Source organism: Streptomyces sp. NBC_01471 (genome assembly GCF_041438865.1).
GTDB lineage: Bacteria > Actinomycetota > Actinomycetes > Streptomycetales > Streptomycetaceae > Streptomyces.
Window position 1 is genome coordinate 5,518,487 of sequence record NZ_CP109450.1, and the last position, 19,275, is coordinate 5,537,761.

19 protein-coding genes and 1 pseudogene are annotated in these 19,275 nt (G+C 70.8%); 6 read left to right on the forward strand and 14 right to left on the reverse strand.

All coding sequences use genetic code 11. The features are described 5' to 3' along the window. Positions 1–61 precede the first annotated feature (61 nt). From OG285_RS24700 to OG285_RS24710, 3 genes are all read right to left on the reverse strand, one after another. Positions 62–322: a GNAT family N-acetyltransferase gene (locus tag OG285_RS24700; RefSeq protein ID WP_371793605.1), complete on the reverse strand. Its 261-nt coding sequence runs from the start codon at positions 320–322 to the stop codon at positions 62–64. Between the two features lie 65 nt (positions 323–387). Beyond that, positions 388–591, reverse strand: a complete 204-nt coding sequence (locus OG285_RS24705) for a DUF397 domain-containing protein (RefSeq protein WP_371792223.1) — start codon at positions 589–591, stop codon at positions 388–390. Next, positions 588–1,457 (reverse strand): helix-turn-helix transcriptional regulator, encoded by an 870-nt coding sequence (locus OG285_RS24710; RefSeq protein ID WP_356825643.1) that lies wholly within the window; start codon positions 1,455–1,457, stop codon positions 588–590. The genes OG285_RS24705 and OG285_RS24710 overlap by 4 nt, the downstream gene beginning before the upstream one ends. Positions 1,458–1,666: 209 nt before the next feature. Between OG285_RS24710 and OG285_RS24715 the strand changes: the two genes are divergently transcribed. The 3 genes and pseudogenes from OG285_RS24715 to OG285_RS24725 form a co-directional block, all read left to right on the forward strand. After that, complete coding sequence (locus tag OG285_RS24715; protein ID WP_371792224.1) at positions 1,667–2,074, forward strand: ATP-binding protein; 408 nt, start codon at positions 1,667–1,669, stop codon at positions 2,072–2,074. Continuing rightward, positions 2,067–2,456, forward strand: coding sequence for a hypothetical protein (locus OG285_RS24720; RefSeq protein WP_371792225.1), 390 nt, complete (start codon positions 2,067–2,069; stop codon positions 2,454–2,456). The genes OG285_RS24715 and OG285_RS24720 overlap by 8 nt, the downstream gene beginning before the upstream one ends. A 64-nt stretch (positions 2,457–2,520) precedes the next feature. Next, positions 2,521–3,093: pseudogene (locus OG285_RS24725) on the forward strand (MSMEG_1061 family FMN-dependent PPOX-type flavoprotein); the annotation flags it as partial. Positions 3,094–3,145: 52 nt separating this feature from the next. Here OG285_RS24725 and OG285_RS24730 read toward each other — a convergent pair. The 9 genes from OG285_RS24730 to OG285_RS24770 all read right to left on the reverse strand — a co-directional run bounded on the left by OG285_RS24730 (position 3,146) and on the right by OG285_RS24770 (position 13,165). Further along, the gene (locus OG285_RS24730; RefSeq protein ID WP_371792226.1) at positions 3,146–5,284 is read right to left on the reverse strand and encodes an iron ABC transporter permease; all 2,139 of its coding nucleotides are present in this window, start codon (positions 5,282–5,284) and stop codon (positions 3,146–3,148) included. Next, positions 5,281–6,267: an iron-siderophore ABC transporter substrate-binding protein gene (locus tag OG285_RS24735; protein WP_371793606.1), complete on the reverse strand. Its 987-nt coding sequence runs from the start codon at positions 6,265–6,267 to the stop codon at positions 5,281–5,283. Before OG285_RS24735 ends, OG285_RS24730 begins: the two co-directional genes overlap by 4 nt. 38 nt (positions 6,268–6,305) lie before the next feature. Further along, positions 6,306–7,226 (reverse strand): ABC transporter ATP-binding protein, encoded by a 921-nt coding sequence (locus tag OG285_RS24740; RefSeq protein ID WP_371792227.1) that lies wholly within the window; start codon positions 7,224–7,226, stop codon positions 6,306–6,308. A gap of 115 nt (positions 7,227–7,341) precedes the next feature. Beyond that, positions 7,342–8,655 (reverse strand): MFS transporter, encoded by a 1,314-nt coding sequence (locus tag OG285_RS24745; RefSeq protein WP_371792228.1) that lies wholly within the window; start codon positions 8,653–8,655, stop codon positions 7,342–7,344. A 125-nt stretch (positions 8,656–8,780) separates the two neighbouring features. Next, positions 8,781–9,362, reverse strand: a complete 582-nt coding sequence (locus OG285_RS24750; protein WP_371792229.1) for a helix-turn-helix domain-containing protein — start codon at positions 9,360–9,362, stop codon at positions 8,781–8,783. 47 nt (positions 9,363–9,409) lie between these two features. Beyond that, positions 9,410–10,003, reverse strand: coding sequence for a TetR family transcriptional regulator (locus OG285_RS24755; RefSeq protein WP_356825629.1), 594 nt, complete (start codon positions 10,001–10,003; stop codon positions 9,410–9,412). Between the two features lie 90 nt (positions 10,004–10,093). Next, positions 10,094–11,113 carry an aldo/keto reductase gene (locus OG285_RS24760; protein WP_356825627.1) on the reverse strand — a complete coding sequence of 340 codons (1,020 nt, stop codon included), beginning with the start codon at positions 11,111–11,113 and terminating at the stop codon, positions 10,094–10,096. Between the two features lie 143 nt (positions 11,114–11,256). Then, entirely contained in the window at positions 11,257–11,712 is a 456-nt protein-coding gene (locus OG285_RS24765) for an Lrp/AsnC family transcriptional regulator (RefSeq protein WP_356825625.1), read from the reverse strand. A 37-nt stretch (positions 11,713–11,749) separates the two neighbouring features. Beyond that, complete coding sequence (locus tag OG285_RS24770; protein ID WP_371793607.1) at positions 11,750–13,165, reverse strand: amino acid permease; 1,416 nt, start codon at positions 13,163–13,165, stop codon at positions 11,750–11,752. A gap of 383 nt (positions 13,166–13,548) precedes the next feature. Between OG285_RS24770 and OG285_RS24775 the strand changes: the two genes are divergently transcribed. Further along, the gene (locus OG285_RS24775; RefSeq protein WP_356825623.1) at positions 13,549–13,746 is read left to right on the forward strand and encodes a DUF6243 family protein; all 198 of its coding nucleotides are present in this window, start codon (positions 13,549–13,551) and stop codon (positions 13,744–13,746) included. Between the two features lie 164 nt (positions 13,747–13,910). On the opposite strand, the gene OG285_RS24780 is transcribed toward OG285_RS24775, so the two are convergent. Next, positions 13,911–15,287 carry an MFS transporter gene (locus OG285_RS24780; protein WP_371793608.1) on the reverse strand — a complete coding sequence of 459 codons (1,377 nt, stop codon included), beginning with the start codon at positions 15,285–15,287 and terminating at the stop codon, positions 13,911–13,913. A 200-nt stretch (positions 15,288–15,487) separates the two neighbouring features. Here OG285_RS24780 and OG285_RS24785 point away from each other — a divergent pair, with 200 nt between their 5' ends. Then, complete coding sequence (locus OG285_RS24785; protein WP_356825621.1) at positions 15,488–16,342, forward strand: helix-turn-helix transcriptional regulator; 855 nt, start codon at positions 15,488–15,490, stop codon at positions 16,340–16,342. On the opposite strand, the gene OG285_RS24790 is transcribed toward OG285_RS24785, so the two are convergent. After that, positions 16,315–17,769 (reverse strand): MFS transporter, encoded by a 1,455-nt coding sequence (locus OG285_RS24790; protein WP_371792230.1) that lies wholly within the window; start codon positions 17,767–17,769, stop codon positions 16,315–16,317. The two genes, OG285_RS24785 and OG285_RS24790, sit on opposite strands and share 28 nt — an antisense overlap. Before the next feature lie 51 nt (positions 17,770–17,820). Here OG285_RS24790 and dusB point away from each other — a divergent pair, with 51 nt between their 5' ends. Further along, positions 17,821–18,948 carry a tRNA dihydrouridine synthase DusB gene (gene dusB / locus OG285_RS24795; protein WP_371792231.1) on the forward strand — a complete coding sequence of 376 codons (1,128 nt, stop codon included), beginning with the start codon at positions 17,821–17,823 and terminating at the stop codon, positions 18,946–18,948. Positions 18,949–19,275 lie beyond the last annotated feature (327 nt).

Here is a 19,275-nt window from a genome sequence, read left to right on the forward strand (position 1 = left end):
CGCCTCCATCCCGCGCCGGCATGAGGCGCACGCGGCTCGGTCTCTGTCCCACGAGACCGTGTCATCGGCTCCGAGCGGTCTGGCACGGAGTTCGGAGGGCCGCGATCCCGGCCCAGGCGATCTCGTAGTACTTGACCCGCTCGTCCTGCCCGGTCAGCGCCATGCCCGCAGAGATCATCACGCGGTGGGACGCGGCATTGTCATGGTCGGCGTCCCCCTTCACCCGGGCGAAGCCCCGCTCACGGGCTGAGGCGAGCACCGCCCGGACCGCCTCGGACGCGTACCCCCTGCCCTGCGCGGCCGGGACCAGGCCGTACCCGATGGTGAGGGAGCCGCGCTGTCACGAGGTCACTCATGGAGGGGCGCCCACCGCTGTGGCGGTCGAGTTCAGTGGCTGCCATCTGCCTTCACTGCCGTGAGGAAGGCGGCCCAGGCGGTGGGGGAGTGGTACGTGGTGCCGTGGGCGGGGCACTTGCTGTCGCGGACGGCGCGGCCGCCGTAGGCAGTCTCGGCCACCTCGACACACTCGTTCAGGTTGGCACCGGAGTAGGAGGACTTGCGGAACGGATTGACGATTTGAGGGCTGCTCACTGCTCCGTGCTCTCTTCAGGAAGGTCGTTCATGGCTTGCCGAATGAACGCTTTGCTCTCGGCCGGGTTCAGTGCAGTGGAGCGAAGCAGTTCAAAGGAGTGTGCGTAGGCCGCGATCTCCTCGGGATCCTCCGCTACGAAGATGCTGCTGTGAGTGTCCTGGCCGATGGCTGTCGGCGACCATTCACCATCGAACGACAGCATGACGAATCCGGGCGAACACCGGGTGGCAGCCCACTCGGAACCAGGGAGTACCTGGAGGGTTACGTTGGCGCGTTCGGACGATTCGATAAGGTCGGCCAGCTGTGCGCGGTGTGCAGCGCGTGACGGCAGGGCCGAGGTGATGGTGGATTCGCCCACTACGGCAGCAAATCGGGCACCTGATGTCTCCGCCTTCTTCCGACGTTCCTGGCGGATGTTGACCACCTGCTCGGCGAACGCCGGGTCCGAGTTGGCGGCATTGCCCTCCAGCAGGGAACGTGTGTAGCCCTCCGTCTGCAAGAGGCCGGGAATCAGCAACGGCTGCCAGGTGCGGATGTAGGTGGCGTCAGTTTCCAGAGCGATGTAATCGCCCAAACCGTCCGGCACCGCGTAGTCGAGCCACCATCCGCGTTTGTTGGAGTCGCGAGCGAGCTGCTCAAGGTGCGTGTACACCCCGCGGTCCTCGACCCCGTACAGCTCCAGCATCAGCCGCACGTCGCCTGGCCGAGCGGACACTTGGCCCGCCTCGACACGGCTGATTTTGGCCTTGGAGCTTGCGATGTGATCAGCGGCGTGCTGCTGGTCCAGCTTCGCCGCTTCGCGATAACGGCGGAGGGCCGCGCCAAGGCGACGGCTCCGCACGGTAGGGCGTCCACCTGCGGGCATGTCCCCTCCTTCACTGCGCGCGTTCAGTCTGCACGTCAACGGACGCTACATGCCAGTGGGTTGAAACAGAGAGTCGCATGCAACTTCTCGCTTTCACGTAGTTGAATTTGTGCATGGTCTCTGAGTAGCGTGATTGCTGTCACTTGGAGCGACGCTCAATGCGCCCTGAGTGATCAAGTTCCGGCTGCCCAGTGCCCCTTGGAGGCCCTATGTCCGGGCGTACGAACACCACCCGCTTCCGCCGCACCAGGGCATCCGTGTCCAAGGCCCGGCGTCACGTCGAAGCCGTACTCATCGACTGGAGGCTGGGTCACCTCGTGGAGCCGGCCGCCCTCATCACCAGTGAGCTGGCCACGAACACCGTCCTGCATGCCCACGGGATCTCCGAGTACTTCGAGTTGACCCTGCGCCGACGCCGCTCCGTGCTGGTGCTGGAGGTCGCCGACGCCTGCACCTGGGCCCGGCCCGAACTGCGCAAGCCCGACCCGGAAGCGCTCGGCGGACGGGGCTTATGGCTGGTCGACACGCTCGCCGACGCCTGGGGCGTGCGGGAGCGCTCCGTGGCGGGCAAGACCGTCTGGGTCCAACTCGCCACCCGGGGCGGTGGCGATGCGTAACGTCAGTCTGCTGCACCGGCCGTCCGGTGGGCCCGTGTGCCCCGGCTGGTGGTGCGAAGTGCGTTCCCCCGGTACGTCGTTCACGTGCCGGGCCGACCGTCCTGAGCGGGTGCTCGTCTGGATGCGCATCGAAGTCCGGCTGCTGCTCTGGGAGTTCGGAGCCGACGAACGGGCGCGGGCGTACCGCTGGCTGGATCACGGGCAGTGGGAGGCCCTCTACCGGCTGCGCGCGGGGGAGCCGTACGCCTTCACCGCGGCCGGTGTGGTCTGGGCGGCCCGGCCGGTGCTCTTCCTGACGTGCCCGGCGGCGGCCCGGCCGGCTTCCGCGGGCCTGTCCGCGGTCTGTGGCCCCGGCGGGTACGCGCACGCAGAAGACAAGTAAGGTAAGCCTAACCATGCCTGGTCAGCGTCCCGCTGTGGCAGCCTCTCACGGTACGGAGCACCCCTTGTCGTACGTCGCGTCCCCGCTCGCCCCGGCCCCCGTCGTCCCCGCCGCGCACGGTCCGCTCGCCGGAGCCGTGCCCGTGCGGTCGGCCGACGAGCTGCGCGACATCCTCGGGGTGCCCCACCCCATCGTCATCGACAAGGTGCACGACCGGCTCATCGATGAGGATCTGGACCTGCTGGCGCGATCCCCCCTCTGCGCCCTGTCCACCTGCGACGCGGCCGGGAACTGTGACGTCTCCCCGCGCGGTGACGCACCCGGTTTCACCCACGTACTCGACGAGCGCACCCTGGTCCTGCCCGACCGTCCGGGCAACCGGCGCGGCGACAGCTTCCACAACGTCCTGTCCAACCCGCATGTGGGACTGCTCTATCTGATACCCGGTGTGATGGACGTGCTGCGCGTCAACGGTCGCGCCCAACTCCTCAGGGACGCCCCGTTCTTCGACGCGATGACCGTCAAGGGGCGGCGTCCGGAACTCGCCCTGGTTGTCGAGATCGAGGAGATCTTCCGGCACTGCCCGGCCTCGCTCCGCCGCTCGGGCGTGTGGTCCCCGGAGACCTGGGAGCGCGCCACCGGACCGGCATCCGCCCGACGCGCGCCCCTCACCACCGCGGGCTGCCCGGCTACCCCTCCGCCCTGGCCCGCCACAGCAGCCACCCGAAGTACGGGGCGCCGATCACCGCGGTGACGACTCCCACGGGGATCTGCGCGGGCGCGATGACCGTACGGCCGAGGGTGTCCGCGACCACCACCAGCAGGGCGCCCATCAGCGCGGCGACCGGAAGGACCCGGGCATGCCGCCGGCCCACCAGGGCGCGTGCCGCGTGCGGTGCCACGAGGCCGACGAATCCGATGACACCGACCGCCGCGACCGCCGCCGCGGTGAGCACGACGGAGACCCCGAGCAGCGTCAGACGCGTGGCGCCGAGCCGGATCCCGAGGAGTCGTGGTGTGTCGCCGTCCAGGCCGATGATGTCGAGGTCGCGCCGCATCACGGCAAGGACCGGCAGACATACGACGAGCGTCGCGAGCACCGGGAGGACCTCGGGGAACGTACGCCCGTACGTCGAGCCGGAGAGCCACACGAGCGCCTTGGTCCCGTTGTTCGGATCGGTCAGGACGATCAGCAGGCTGACCAAAGCCGCCGCGCCCGCGGACACCCCGATACCGATCAGGACCAGCCGGTTCTGCTCAAGGCCGTGCCGCGCCGCGAGCCCGAAGACCAGCGCGGTGGCGGCCGCCGCCCCGGCGAGCGCGGATCCGCCGATCAGCCAGAACCCGGCGAGCGGGACGGCCGTCAGCGTGATGACGGCGCCCACCCCGGCCCCGCCGACCACTCCGAGGATGCCCGGCTCGGCAAGCGGGTTCCGCGAGACCGCCTGTACCACCGTGCCCGCCGTGGCGAGGGCTGCCCCGGCGAGCAGCGCCGCGGCGATCCGCGGCACCCGGGTGTCGAGCACGAAGGTCACGAGCCGCCCCGACCGGCCGGTGAGCCAGTTCCCCACGTCGCCGAGCAGCAGGGTGGTATCGCCCAGGAGGGTCGCCGCGACGACCGCGGCGACGAGGGCGACGGCCGTCACCGCGAGGGTGAGGACGAAGGCGCGGTGGCTGCGCAGCCGGGCGAAGGCCGCGTCGGGACGGGTGGAGCCCCCGTCCCGGGCCCGGTGCGCCAGGAGGACGAGCACCACGGCGCCGAAGAAACTGGTCACGATTCCGGTCGGTACGGCCGTGCCCGCCTGGGCCCCGAAGAGGGCCCGCAGGAGGACGTCGGCGCCGAGCACCACGAGGACGCCCGCCAGCGCCGACGCGGGGACGAACACCCGGTGGCGCAGGAGCGCGGGCACGCGGGTGCCGATGAGCCGGACGACCGCGGGCGCGCACAGCCCGACGAAGCCGATGGGCCCGGCGACGGTGACGGACACAGCGGAGAGGACCACGGCGAGGACGACGGCGACGGCCCTGGTCAGGCGTGGGTTGACCCCGACCACCCGGGCCTCGTCGTCACCGAGCCCGAGGATGTCGAGCCGCCTGCCGAGGGCGACCAGCCCCAGCAGCGCCACGAGTGCGACCGGGGCGAGCGGTTCGATGGTCTGCATGCCGATCTGCGCGAGCGAGCCGTTGCCCCAGGCGTAGAGGCCGGTGGTCTGCTGGGTGCGCAGCAGGAGGAGCATCTGACTCAGACCGCTGAGCCCGAGAGTGAGGGCCGAGCCCGCCAGGACGAGCCGGGTGGACCCGGTCCCGGCTCGGGCGAGGCCCAGCACGCAGCCGGCTGCGAGCAGTCCGCCGGCCAGCGCCGTGCCGCCGGCCGGGAAGGCGGGCAGGGTGATGCCGAACGCGGCGACGGCGACGACCGCCAGATAGGCGCCCGCGTTCACGGCGAGCGTGTCGGGCGAGGCCAGGACATTGCGCGACACCGACTGCAGTACGGCTCCGGCCGCACCCAGGGTGCAGCCGACGACCAGCCCGGCGGCGAGCCGCGGCAGCCGCGAGGCCACGAGCACGGCGTCCGCCCGGCCCGAACTGCCGTGGCCGGTCCACAGGGTGGTGAAGGCGCGCCAGAGGGCGTGCGGTCCGACGGACGCCGTGCCCTGGCCGATATGCACGACCGACAGGGCGAGCAGCGCGAGGAGCGCCCCGAGCAGGAGAAGGGCGAGAGCGCCGCGGTGCGCGGGCCGGCCGGCCCCCGGGGAGGGCGGCGACTCCTCCACCGGGGCCGTCGACGGCGTACGTACGGCCTCCGCCGGGCGGGTGGTCACGTTCACTTGGTCAGCGCGTGCACGACGGCGTCGATGTACTGCGTCATCGACGCCGTACCACCGAACATCCAGATGCCGTCCGGGAGCCGGTGGACGCCGCCCTTCTTGACGAAGGGCAGCGACTTCCACACCGCGTTGTCCTTGAGCCCGCCGGCGAACGGGTCCTCGCCGTCAGCGGTGTTCGTGATGTAGACGAACTGGGCGTCGCCGATCCTGGTGAGACCCTCCACGTCCGTCGCCGCCAGGCCGTACCCCTTGTCCCCCTTCATGGTCCAGGGGCTGACCAGGCCGAGTTCGGTGTTGACGTCGGTGATCAGCGCGCCCTTCACGTAGGGGCGTACGGAGACCTGGCTGCCTTCCTTCCACCCGTCGGCGAAGGCGACCTTCTCACCGTCGAGCCCGGCGGCGGCGAGTTCCTTCCGGCCCGCAGTGATCTTCTTGCGGAAGGCGGCGAGTTCGGTCCTGGCCCTGTCCTCGGTGCCGGTGGCCCTGGCGATGAGGTTGACGTTGTCGGTCAGTTGACCGATCTGCCGGCCGGCGTCCGCGGACCGCACCACGATGACGGGCGCCACCTTGGAGAGTTGCTTGACGGCCGAGTCCGACAGGTCGTCCGTCGCGACGATCAGATCGGGCTTCAGGGCGGCGACGGTGTCCACGCTGGGCTCGCCGCGGGTGCCTATGTCCTTGACGCCGCTGGGCAGCGGAGCTGCGGTGTCGTACGCCTTGTACCCCTTCACATCCGCGGCGCCGACCGGGTCGACGCCCAGCGAGACGAGGGATTCGACGACGTTCCACTCGGTGCCGACGACGCGTTTGGCCGGTCCGTGGAGTGTCACCTTCTTGCCGCGTGAATCGGTGAGCGTCAGCTTGGCGGCCGGGGCGGATTCCTTCGTGGGCGCCTCGGACGTGCCGCAGCCGACGAGGGCGATCGCGGCGGTCCCGACGAGCAGGGGCCATGCCCAGTGCCTGGTCGCGGGCTTGACCGTCATGGGCTTGGCCGTCATGAGCTTGGTCGTCATGAGATGTTTCAGGGCCTTTCGGGGCGATGGTGGTGTCTTCCCACCGCGCGGGTGCGGGGGATGCCCGTAGTCGGGTCGGCTTCGACCTCGATACGGATGCCGTAGGTGTCGGTCAGCAACTCGGCGTCGTACACCTGCGCCGGGGTCCCGGCCGCGGCGACGCGGCCCGAGGAGAGCAGGACGACCTGGTCCGCCACGGCGGCGGCCTGGTCCAGGTCGTGCAGGACGACGCCGATGGTCACGCCGTGCGTGTCGGCGAGTTCCCGGACGAGGTCGAGGATCTCCACCTGGTAGCGCAGGTCGAGATAGGTCGTCGGTTCGTCGAGGAGCAGCACTTCGGTGTCCTGGGCCAGGCAGCAGGCGAACCAGACGCGTTGGAGCTGCCCCCCGGAGAGGCTCTCGACGCCCCGGTCGGCGAGTTCGGTGACGTTGGTGACGGCCAGGGCGTGCTCGACGAGCCGCGCACCGTCCGGATCGCTTCCCCTCAGCCGGCTGCGGTACGGATGCCGCCCGAAGGCGACCACGTCGCGGACGCTGAGACCGGCCGGGGTCGTACGGCTCTGGGCGAGGAGCGTGATGCGCCGGGCGAAGTCCGTACGCGAGAGGGCGAGCGCGTCGACGGTGTCCCCGCCGTCGGCGCCCAGGGTCACCTGGCCGGCGCGGGCCCGGTGCAGACGGGCGACGGCCCTCAACAGGGTTGATTTTCCACTGCCGTTCGGGCCGATGAGTGCGGTGACCTGTCCGCGCGGAAGGCGGAGGTCTGCTGTGTGTACGACATCGACGCCGTCGTAGGCGACCGTGATTCCGGTGGCGGCGAGTCCGGACGGGACGCCGGCGCTCTCGGCGCATTCGGCGGATGTGCCGGGGCCATCTGCCGTGGTGCGGCGGGGCCGTTGGGCGTCTTCTCGGTCGGGTGCAGTCGCGATCACCCAATGAAGGTTAGCCTAACCTAAGTGATGGTCGGTAACCGGCCTCCATCTCCGGCAGTGGCCGAAAACGGGGGCCGGTGGGGGAGCGGCGGCTCGGAGCGGCTCGGAGCCGGGCTCAGAGCGCCGGCTCCGCGTTCTGTCGGGGTGCCGGGGTGGTGGTCGGGGGTGCGGTCGGCAGCTCGCGGGCGCGGCGGATCGGGGAGAAGAAGAGCAGTGACGCGGCGAGGGGGAGCCCGGCGATGGTGATCCACAGTGCGGTACGCGTCCCGAGCCCCTCGCCGAGCGCGCCGCCGATGACCGCCCCGAGCGGGATGGTGCCGTAGTTGAGGAACGCCGCCGAAGCGGAGATCCGGCCCAGCATGTCCTTGGGGCAGTACTGCTGACGGAAGGTCGAGGAGATGATGTTCGCCGCGATCACCCCGATGGACACCGAGGTGTAGCCGATCACGAAGAGCACCAGACCGAACCCCGGTGTGGTCAGCGGGATGAGCAGCGCGAGCGAGGGCACCGCCAGCTGGAAGAGGATCAGGGCGCGGGCGCTGCCGATCCGGGCGGCGACCCGGCGGGCGGCGAAGGCGCCGACGATGCCCCCGATGCCGCCTGCCGTCATCAGCGCGCCGATGGTCCCCGACGAGAGGTGCACCTCGCGGACCAGGAAGACCACCAGGATCGACTGATACGCCATCAGCGCCAGATTGGAGGCGCCACCCGAGACGGCGAGGGCGCGCAGGTACGGATCGCCGAAGGTCAGCCGCAGTCCCGCACGGATCTCCCGGCCGAGCGCCCCGCGCGCACGTGCGACCACCGGGCCGCGCGGCTCGCGGTGCCTGATGCGCAGGACGCAGAGGAAGGACACCGCGAACGTCGCCGCGTTCACGAACAGCCCGTTCGCGGCGCCGACCGCCTGCACCAGGAAGCCGCCCGAGCCGAATCCGGCGAGCTGGGCCGCCGACTCGCTGCCGTGCAGCTTGGAGTTGCCCTCCGCCTGGTCGCCGGGGGCGACGAGGTGGGGGAGCAGTGCGGTGTACGCGGTCTGGAAGAAGACGGTCGCCGTGCCGGCCAGGACCGCCGTGGCGAGCAGGTAGCCGATCGAGAGCAGCCCCAGCCCGGCGGCGACGGGTATCCCGGCGAAGAGCAGCAGTGCGGCGGCGTCGGCGGTGAGCATGACCGGGCGGCGCGGCAGCCGGTCCACCCAGGCGCCGGCGGGCAGGCCGATGAGCAGCCAGGGCAGCCAGGCCGCGGCGGTGAGCAGGCCCACCTGGAAGGTGGAGGCGTGCAGCAGCGTGACCGCGATCAGGGGCAGGGCGACCGAGGTGACCGATGCGCCGTACTTCCCGGTGGTCGACCCCGTCCAGAGGAGGCGGAAATCGCGGTTGCGCAGCAGGAGGCTGCGTGGGGTGGAGCGCGTTGGCGTACCCGGAGTCGGCATGCGTATGAAGATAGCTTGCAGAGGACTCTCTGCAAAGGGGTTTGCAGAGAGTCCTCTGCAACAGTCGGAAGGGGTCTGCACTATTCGGAAGAGGTGGCTTCGGAAGAGGTGGAACGGACCGTGTCTCAGCCCCTGCCCTCGGGGCGCGCGAACGACTGGATCTGGATACTGATCGGCAGCGATCCGGGCGCGGCGGGCTCGCCGTCCGCCGGGTAGTACTTGTCGACCACGGCCATCAGCTCGTCGTTCAGCTCCCGCAGCCGCGCCGGGGTCAGTCGCAGATCGTCCCAGTTGGCGATGGTGCCCGCGCTCTCCCACTCGGCGGGCCACTCCTGCGCCGCGTACGCGGACGCCCGCTGGAAGTACAGCTGGATGAGCTCCTGCACGTACGCGTCCACGGCGACGCGCGCCGAGGGGTCCTCCTTGCTCAACTGCGCGGTGTGCAGCACCTGGCGGTCCTCCACCGCCCGCCACCAGCGCTCCCGCCTGGTGCCCCGCTCCACGTCCTCCTCGATGAAGCGGTGCTCGGCGAGCTGCCGCAGATGCCAGCTCACGGTGCCGGTGCTCTCGCCGAACTCCCCGGCCAGTGTGGTCGACGTCGCGGGGCCGTCGCGGCGCAGCGACTCCATGATGCGCACCCGCAGCGGGTGCGCGAGGGCGCGCAGACTTCGGGCGTCGATCGTCCGTACGGGCTTGTGGCTGGCCATACCGGCAGCGTAACCGGGCCCACGGCGGGGGCCCGTACACGGACCGGTCACCGGGACCTGAGGCCGCCCAGCAGCAGATTCCGTACGGCGGTGAAGTCGTCCTCGATGCCGGGGCGGCTCCACTCCGCCGCGTACACCGGGTCGTGGAAGCGGCCCGTGGCGTGGAAGACCGCGCGGGCCGGCGTTGTGAAGTCCCCCTCGACCGGGGCGAATTCGCCCCGGTCGCAGCCGTCCTCGATGATCCGGGCGAGCTGCCCGACGAGCACCCCGATATGGGTCTCCACGACTCCGCTGTCCTCCCCGGTCAGCACCCCGAAGGTGGCGAACAGCTCGGGATCGGCGCCCGCCTTCTCGCGCTTCGCCGCGAAGAGGGCCGCCAGCCAGTTCTTCAGCCGGGTGGTCGCGGAGCCCTCCCGGTCGTCGGCGAACCGGGCCAGTTCGGCCTCCGACCGGTGCAGCCAGCGCTCGGTGACGGCCTCACGCAGCGCCGCCTTGGTGCGGAAGTGGCGGTAGACGCTGCCGTGGCTGACCCCGAGCGCCCGCGCCACGTCGACCACCGTGGCCTTGGCCGGGCCGTACCGGCGCAGCACATCCTCGGTCGCCTCAAGGATGCGTTCGGGTGTCAGGGCTTCGGGCGTCATCGCGTCTGCGCTGCCTTTCGGTGCGGCGCTGCCTTGCGGCGGACGCGCTGCCGTGCGGGGGAGTGGAGCGCTACCGACGGTACCGGGGGGTCAGTGCTCGCTGTCCAGGTGGGCCATCTGGCCGGCCGGGTAGCGGTCGCCCGCGGCGGATCCCGCCGGGACGGCTTCCTCGATGGCGGCGATGTCCGCCGCGTCGAGTGTGACGTCGAGCGAGCCGAGGGCCTCGGCCAGCCGGTCGCGGGTCCGGGCGCCGATCAGCGGAACGATGTCCTCGCCGCGGGCCGCGACCCAGGCGATGGCGGTCTGGGCGACGGAAGCGCCCTTCTGCTCGGCGACCTTCCGCAGCGCGTCGACCAGGTCCAGATTGTGCTGGAGGTTCTCGCCCTGGAAGCGGGGGCTCATGCCCCGGAAGTCGCCGGGGCCCAGCTCGCGGTCGCGGGTGAAGTGGCCGCTGATCAGGCCGCGGGAGAGCACCCCGTACGCGGTGATGCCGATGCCCAGCTCGCGGGTGGTGGGCAGGATCTCCGTCTCGATGCCCCGGGAGATCAGCGAGTACTCGATCTGGAGGTCCGCGATCGGCGTGGTGGCCGCGGCCCTGCGGATGGTCCCGGCGCCCACTTCGGAGAGGCCCACGTGCCGCACATGGCCCGCTTCGACCAGTTCGGCGATGGCGCCGACGGTCTCCTCGATCGGCACGTCCGGGTCGACACGGGCGATCCGGTAGATGTCGATGTGGTCGGTGCCGAGCCGCTGGAGCGAGTACGCGGCGAAGTTCTTGACGGCGTTCGGGCGGCCGTCGTAGCCGGTGAAACCTCCGTCGACGGTCCGCAGTGCACCGAACTTGACGCTGGTGAGGGCCTGTTCGCGGCGGGCGGCCGGGGCGGTGCGCAGGGCTTCGCCGATCAGCAGCTCGTTGTGGCCCATGCCGTAGAAGTCGCCCGTGTCGAGCAGCGTGACCCCGGCGTCGAGGGCGGCGTGGATGGTCGCGATCGACTCGGCGCGGTCGGCGGCGCCGTACATCGCGGACATTCCCATGCAGCCGAGGCCGAGGACGGAGGTCAGCGGTCCTGTGGTGCCCAGGGTGCGGACGGGGACGGGAGTGGTGGCCATGAGGGCTCCTTCGCCGGAACAGAAGCTGACAGAAGTCGATCCATGGCGACTATGGCATGACGGGTGACAGATTTCAATTTCTGTCACCCGTCATGGCGTCATGTGTGCTGTCTCCCCGGGAGAGGGCGGCGACCGCTGGGGCGCTACGCGGGCGAGCCCGAGCTGAACCGGCGTACGAGCGGGGACAACACGAGCACGGACTTGGTGCGTTCGACGAACGGCTCGCCCGCGATGCGCTCCAGCACCCGCTCGAAGTGCCGTACGTCCTCGGCGTAGATCTGGATGACCGCGTCCGCGTCGCCGGTGACGGTCGAGGCGGACGCCACCTCCGGGTACCGCGCCATACCGCGGCGGATGTCCTCCGGGGAGGTGTTGTGACGGCAGTGGATCTCGACGAACGCCTCGGTCTCCCAGCCCAGCGCCGCCGGGTCCACCCGCACGGTGAAGCCGGTGATGGCGCCGGACGCGAGCAGCCGGTCGACTCTGCGTTTCACGGCGGGGGCGGACAGACCGACCCGGGCGCCGATGTCGGCGTAGGAGCGGCGGGCGTCCTCGGCGAGGGCGTGGACGATACGTTCGTCGAGATCGTTCAGTCGCAAGGCGGGTGGGTCACACTTCTTCTCGGGCGGACCTGTCTCAGCGGACGGGCACGTCTTCGCGGGCGAGCTGGGAGCGGCGCATGCCGTAGCCGAAGTAGAGCACGAGCCCGGCGGCCATCCAGATTCCGAACCACACCCAGGTCTTGGCGCCGAGGCTGGTCATCATCCACAGGCACAGGGCGAAGCCGATGGCCGGGGTCACCGGCGAGAACGCCACCCGGAAGTTCCGCGGCATGTCGGGCCGGGTCCGGCGAAGCACGATGACAGCGACGTTGACCAGCGCGAACGCGAAGAGCGTGCCGATGCTGGTGGCGTTGGCCAGCTCGCCGAGCGGGACGACGGCGGCGAGGATGCCGCAGAACAGCGAGACGATCACCGTGTTGGCGACGGGCGCGCCGGTCCGCGGGCCGACCTTGGCGAACACCTTGGGCACCAGGCCGTCACGGGCCATCGAGAACAGGATGCGGGTCTGTCCGTAGAGCACGGTCAGCACCACACTGGCGATGGCGATGACCGCCCCGGCGGCGAGCAGCACGGCCCAGAAGCTCTGGCCGGTGACGTCCCGCATGATCTGGGCGAGGGCGGCGTCCGCGTTGTGGAAGTGCTGCCACGGCATGGCACCGACGGCGATGAGGGCCACCAGGCAGTACAGGGCGGTGACGATCAGCAGCGAGAGCATGATCGCGCGCGGCATGTCGCGCTTGGGGTCACGCGCCTCCTCCCCGGCGGTGGAGGCGGCGTCGAAGCCGATGTACGAGAAGAACAGGCTGGCGCCGGCCGCGCTGACGCCGGTCATGCCGAGCGGCATGAAGGGCTTGTAGTTGCCCGCCTTGATGCCCGATGCGGCCACCGCGCAGAACAGGATCAGTGAGGCGATCTTCACGACCACCATGATCGTGTTGGCGCGGGCGCTCTCCTTGGCGCCGCCCAGCAGGAAGGCCATGGCCAGCAGGACGACGAGCAGGGCGGGGATGTTGACGATGCCGCCGTCGCCGGGCGGTGCGGACAGCGCGGTGGGGATCGTGACCCCGATCGTGCCGTCCAGGAACTCGTTGAGGTACTGGCCCCAGCCGACGGCCACGGCCGCGACGGACACCCCGTACTCCAGCATCAGACACCAGCCGCAGATCCAGGCGATGAACTCGCCCATCGTGGCGTAGGTGTACGAGTACGAGGAGCCGGAGACCGGGATGGTGCCCGCCAGCTCCGCGTACGACAGCGCGGAGAAGAGGGCGGTGAGCCCGGCGATCACGAAGGAGATCACGACGGCGGGTCCGGCCTTGGGGACCGCCTCGCCGAGGACCACGAAGATGCCGGTGCCCAGGGTGGCCCCGATGCTGATCATGGTCAGCTGCCACATGCCCAGCGAGCGCCTGAGCTGTCCGCCCTCGCCCTGACCGCCCTCGGCGATCAGCCGCTCGACGGGCTTGCGGCGCATCAGCCGGGTACCCATGCCACCACCGCCGGACCCGGGACCGGGACCCGGGCCGGCACGGTCCCGGGTGGTCGGTGCTGCGTCAGGTCGTGCCACGGTGAGGCTCCTTCATCGCTGCCTGCTCCGGCGGCGGCGACCCGCGCGGACGGCACCGACCAGGGGTGCGCGTCCCGGCGCACAGCAGGAGGGGACCGCCGAGCCTGGGGTCTCCACCGCTCCACGTACAGGGCAGAACACTACGAGGCGTGCGTAGCGGGCCGTAATGCAGGTTCCTTGTCCATCTGCGGCGATTCATTGCGCGCATCCGCGGGGAACGGCTGATCGTGACACCCGGCCGGAGTCCGGTGCGGCCGGGAAAATGCGGTGCGCCCCCCAGTGGTGCGCCCGGTACTCTGACCGGCATGGCAAAGAGTCGCAACAACCTTCTTGGCGTGGGCGGGCAGCGCAAGAAGATGCCCCGCTCCGGAGCACAGAGCTCGGCCGCCGCCGGAGCCGAGGACCGCAGGTCGGCCGCTGACCAGAAGCAGGAACTGCTGCAGAAGATGCGCGAGCGCGCGGAGGGGACCGGAGCCGCCGGAACCCCCGACGCCGAGGGCTGACGCCACCCGGCAGAAGCCCGCACCCGAGCAGCACACGGCACGGAGCAGGACACAGCACCGAGCAGTACACGGCACGGAGCGGTACCCAGCACAGCACGGTGGGCCCGGATCGTCTCCACGATCCGGGCCCACCGTCATGTCCGCCCCCGGTCACCGCACCCCGGTCACCGCACCGTGCGCGGCAGCCGCAGGCTGAGCAGCGCCGTCACGGCGACCGCGGCCAGCTGCAGCAGCAGCGTCACCGCCAGCGCCTCCCGCATCCCCAGCGACGTGGTCAGCGACAGGAAGAGCGTGCCGAGGGTCGCGACCCCCAGCGCGAGCGACGCCTGCTGCGTCGTGGTCATCACGCCGCCGCCGACCCCGGCCCGCTCCGCCGGTACGTCGGAGAGCACGATCCGGAACAGCACCGGCAGCTGGAGCCCCTGGCCGAACCCGGCCAGCGCCGTGCCGGGCGCCAGGGCCGCGATGCCGAGCCCCGGCCAGTCCCACCACACGGTCGCCGCGAGCACCGCGACACCCACGGCCTGGATCACCCCGCCCGCCGTCACGACCCGGCTCGCATACCTGCCGACCAGCCGCGGGCCCGCCAGCGACGCGGTGAAGAACGCCGCCGCCATCGGTACGAGCGCGAGCCCCGCCGCCACCGGACCCATCCGCAGCCCCTGCTGCAGCGCGACCGCGATGACGAACATGAACCCGCCGAATCCGATCGAGAACGGCACCACCAGCGTGAGCCCGCGCCGCAGCGAGTCGAGGCGCAGCAGGCTCGGCGGCACCAGCGGTACTTCGCCCCTGCGGTCGGCCGCCCGCTCGGTGAAGAAGAAGGCCGCCGCGGCGAACGGGAAGACCCCCAGCGAGATCCAGGTCCACAGCGGCCACCCGGCGGCCCGGCCCTCGGTCAGCGGCGCGAGGAGCGTCACCAGCGAGAGTGCGAGCAGCAGGGTGCCGGATATGTCGACCGGCGCGGGCTTCTCCGACCGGGTCTCCGGTACGGAGCGGACCGCCAGCACCAGACCGAGCAGCGCCACCGGAACGTTGACGAGGAAGATCGACCGCCAGCCGGTGCCCGCCACGTCGGCGGCGACCAGGACGCCGCCGAGGATCTGCCCGGCGACCATCGAGAGCCCCGCCGTGGCTCCGTAGAGCCCCATCGCCTTCGCCCGGCGCGGCCCCGCCGTGGTGGCCTGGATGGTGGCGAGCACCTGCGGGAGCATCAGCGCCGACGACGCGCCCTGCGCCACCCGTGCGCCGACCAGCGTCCAGGCGGTGGGCGAGAGACCGCAGGCCAGCGAGGTGAGACCGAAGGCGGCCATACCGAGCAGGAAGAGCCTGCGCCGCCCGGCCATGTCCCCGAGTCGGCCGCCGAGCACGAGCAGCACCGCGTAGGCGACGCCGTATCCGGCGACGACCAGCTCCAGCATCGCGGGGCCCGCGGCCAGGTCGTGGTCGATGGTGGGCAGGGCGACGTTGACGATGAAGAAGTCGATCAGCGGCAGCGCCGCCCCGAGCAGCACCGTGAACAGCCCCAGCGTGCCGAGCACCGGGGTGGGGTGATCGTGCCGGCGGCCCGTACCGGATCGGTGGACCGTACCGGGGAGGGTGGATGAAGTCCGTACTGTCGTGCCTGTCGTATTGCTCACGGAGACGAGAATCCTCCGTCGCTCAGGCTGGTACCAGAGTCTTCTTATCCTGGTACAAGGAGTACCTGGCAATGGGCTGCCCGGTACCGCACCCTGGAACCATGACGACAGTCGCGCCGGAGACGGACGTACGCAGACACGAACTCGCCGACTTCCTGCGCAGCCGCCGCGAGCGCATCACGCCCGAGCAGGCGGGGCTGCCGCGCGGGGCCAGGCGCCGGACACCCGGGCTGCGCCGCGAGGAGGTCGCCCAGCTCTCCGCGGTGGGCGTCACCTGGTACACGTGGCTGGAGCAGGCACGCGACATCACGGTCTCCCCGCAGGTCCTCGACGCCATCGCCCGCGCGCTCCTGCTCGACCTGCACGAGCGCGCGCACCTGTTCTCGCTGGCCGGTGCGGTCGACCCGTCGCCCGGCGCGGTCTGCCCGTCCATCACGCCGGCGCTCTCGTCCCTGATCGAGCAGCTGGACCCCGTCCCGGCCTGCATCCAGAACAGCCGCTACGACATCCTCGCGTACAACCGGACGTACGGACGGCTGCTCTGCGACCTCGACGCCGTCGCCCCCGAGGACCGCAACTGCATGCTGCTCTCGTACACGAACGAGGACTGGCGGTCATCGGTCGTCGACCTCGACGCCATGTGCCGGGTGATGGCCGCCAAGTTCCGTGCGTCGATGGCCGGACATCTGGCGGAGCCCGCCTGGAAGGCGCTGCTCAGACGGCTGGAGGCGGCTTCGCCCGAGTTCCGCGAGATCTGGGCGCGGCACGAGATCGTCGGCCCCGGCAGCAGGACCAAGCGCTTCCACAACCGGCACGTCGGGGCGCTGCTCGTGGACCACACCGACCTGTGGCTCGGCCCCGCCCCCGGCCCGCGCCTGGTGACCTACGTACCGGCCAACGCCGAGTCCCGGGAGCGGCTCGGGCAGCTCTACGCCCTGGCGTCCGCCACCGTCTGAGCCGTCTCGGGCGCGTCCAGCCGCTCCGCGGTCCGCCGGGCCGAGCGCTGCGCCCACTTCCCGCTGGTCAGCAGCCCGAAGACCAGGACGGCCAGACCGCATCCGGTGATGATCCACCAGGCGGTACGGCTGGCTCCGGCGAAGCCTTCGGTGTGCGCGGCGCCGCTCACACCCGAGGCCAGCACGGCCCCGATCACGGCGACACCCAGCGTCGATCCGATCTGCCGGCTGGTCGACGCGACGGCCGCGGCCACCCCGGCCTGTGCGCGGGGCATCCCGGAGACGGCGGTGTTGGTGATCGGCGCGTTCACCATGCCGAAGCCGATCCCGAACAGGACGTATCCGGCGAAGAGCAGCGGCATGTGCTTCTCCGCGTCGAGCACGGCGAAGACCAGGCCGCTCAGCGCCATCGCCACCCCGGCTGCCAGCAGCGAGACCCGCGGCCCCCGGTTGCCCACCAGCCGCCCCGACAGCGGGGCGCAGACAAGGGTGAGCGCCGCCATCGGCAGCATGTAGAGACCGGCGTGCAGGGCTGAGAGGCCGCGGACGTCCTGGAGATAGAGCGTGTTGAGGAAGAGGAAGCCGCCGAGCGCGGCGAAGCCGCAGACCGCGATGACGGTGGCTCCGCTGAACGGCGCGCTGCGGAAGAAGCGCAGGTCGATCAGTGGCTCGGGGCGCCTGGGCTCGTACAGCAGCAGTCCCGCCAGCGCCAGCAGGGCCACCCCCGCGAAGGACAGGATCAGCGGCGAGGTCCACCCGGCCGACGGCGCCTCGATGATCGCGTACGTCACCGAGCCCAGCAGTGCGATCACGAGCAGCTGGCCCACCGGGTCCGGCCTGCGGCCCTTCGGGGCGCGCGACTCCGGTACGTAACGCCAGGTGAGCAGCAGCGCGGCCAGGCCCACCGGGAGATTGATCCAGAAGATCGAACGCCAGCCGACCGAGTCCACCAGGAGGCCGCCGACGATCGGGCCCGCGGCCATCGAGATCCCGACGACGCCGCCCCAGACGCCGATGGCGCGGGCGCGTTCACGCGGTTCGGTGAAGGTGTTGGTGATGATCGACATCGCGACCGGGTTGAGCATCGAGCCGCCGATGGCCTGCACCATCCGGAAGACGACCAGCGACTCCAGGTTCGGTGCGATCGAGCAGAGTGCGGAGCCGAGGGTGAATATCACCAGCCCCGCCTTGAAGACCCTGCGGCGGCCGATCCGGTCGGCCGTCGAGCCAGCCAGCATCAGCAGCGAGGCCAGGACCAGGGTGTATGCGTCGATCGTCCACTGGAGTCCGGAGACCGATGCGCGCAGCTCCTTCTGCATCGAGGGGAGGGCGACGTTCAGGACGGTGTTGTCGAGGCTCACGATCAGCAGGCTCATGCAGCAGATCGCGAGCACCAGCATCCGCCGGCGGTGGTTGAGCTCGGGCATGCATGAATAGTACGGCTAACTAACGACTTCGGTGTACGCGACAATGGGTGCATGACCACGCTCTCCATCGGCCCGCACTCCGTGCAGCCGCCCGTCGTGCTCGCCCCCATGGCGGGTATCACCAACGCCCCCTTCCGCACGCTCTGCCGCGAATTCAGCGGCGGGAAGGGCCTGTTCGTCAGCGAGATGATCACGACGCGGGCGCTGGTGGAGCGCAACGCCAAGACCATGCAGCTGATCCACTTCGACAAGACCGAGACACCGCGCTCGATTCAGCTGTACGGAGTGGATCCCGTCACGGTCGGCAAGGCGGTCCGGATGATCGTGGACGAGGACCTGGCCGACCACATCGACCTGAACTTCGGCTGCCCGGTCCCCAAGGTCACCCGCAAGGGAGGCGGCTCGGCGCTCCCGTTCAAGCGGCCGCTGCTGCGCGCGATCCTGCACGAGGCGGTCTCCAACGCGGGCGCCCTCCCGGTCACCATCAAGATGCGCAAGGGCATCAACGACGACCACCTCACCTATCTCGACGCGGGCCGGATCGCGGTCGACGAGGGCGTGACGGCCGTCGCGCTGCACGGCAGGACCGCCGCCCAGCACTACGGCGGGACCGCCGACTGGGACGCCATCGCCCGGCTCAAGGAGCACGTCCCGGAGATCCCCGTCCTCGGCAACGGTGACATCTGGTGCGCGGACGACGCGCTGCGGATGATGCGCGAGACCGGCTGCGACGGTGTGGTGGTCGGGCGCGGCTGCCTCGGGCGGCCCTGGCTCTTCGCCGACCTGGTGAGCGGCTTCGAGGGGACGCCGACCCGGCAGGCGCCGACGCTGCGGGAGGTCGCGACGGTGATGCTGCGGCACGCGACGCTGCTGGGGGAGTGGATCGGCGACGAGACCCGTGGCGTGATCGACTTCCGCAAGCACGTGGCCTGGTACCTGAAGGGGTTCTCGGTCGGCTCCGAGATGCGCAAGAGGCTCGCGGTCACCTCGTCGCTGGACGAGCTGGGCAGTCAGCTGCACGAGCTGAACCTGGACCAGCCGTGGCCGGACGGTGCGGACGGGCCGCGCGGGCGCACATCGGGCAACAACCGGGTCGTGCTCCCCGACGGCTGGCTGAAGGACCCGTACGACTGCTCGGGTGTGAGCGCGGACGCCGAGCTGAACACCTCGGGCGGCTGAGAGCGGCCCGGTCCGGCTCGCCGCGCCCCCTCGCCACCCGGCATCCTCCGCCCCTTGGCCTCCGCTCATAAGAGCGCGGGCGAGGGGCGGAGGGCTTTTCGCCAGCGGAGAGCGCCTGTCCGGGTGCCTCAGGACCGATACGGGCGCGGCACTGAGTGCACACTGCACCGCTATGCGCGGATGGCTGTCCGGCTGACGAACCCGGAGGGTCCGAATGGTGGCCTCTGAGCCGGGCGAGTGGCGTGATTCTCGCCACCTCTGATCGCGGTGTTGCTCAGATGAGCGATTAAACATGGGGTGTACTTCTCAAAGGCTGGCACTGGGTGC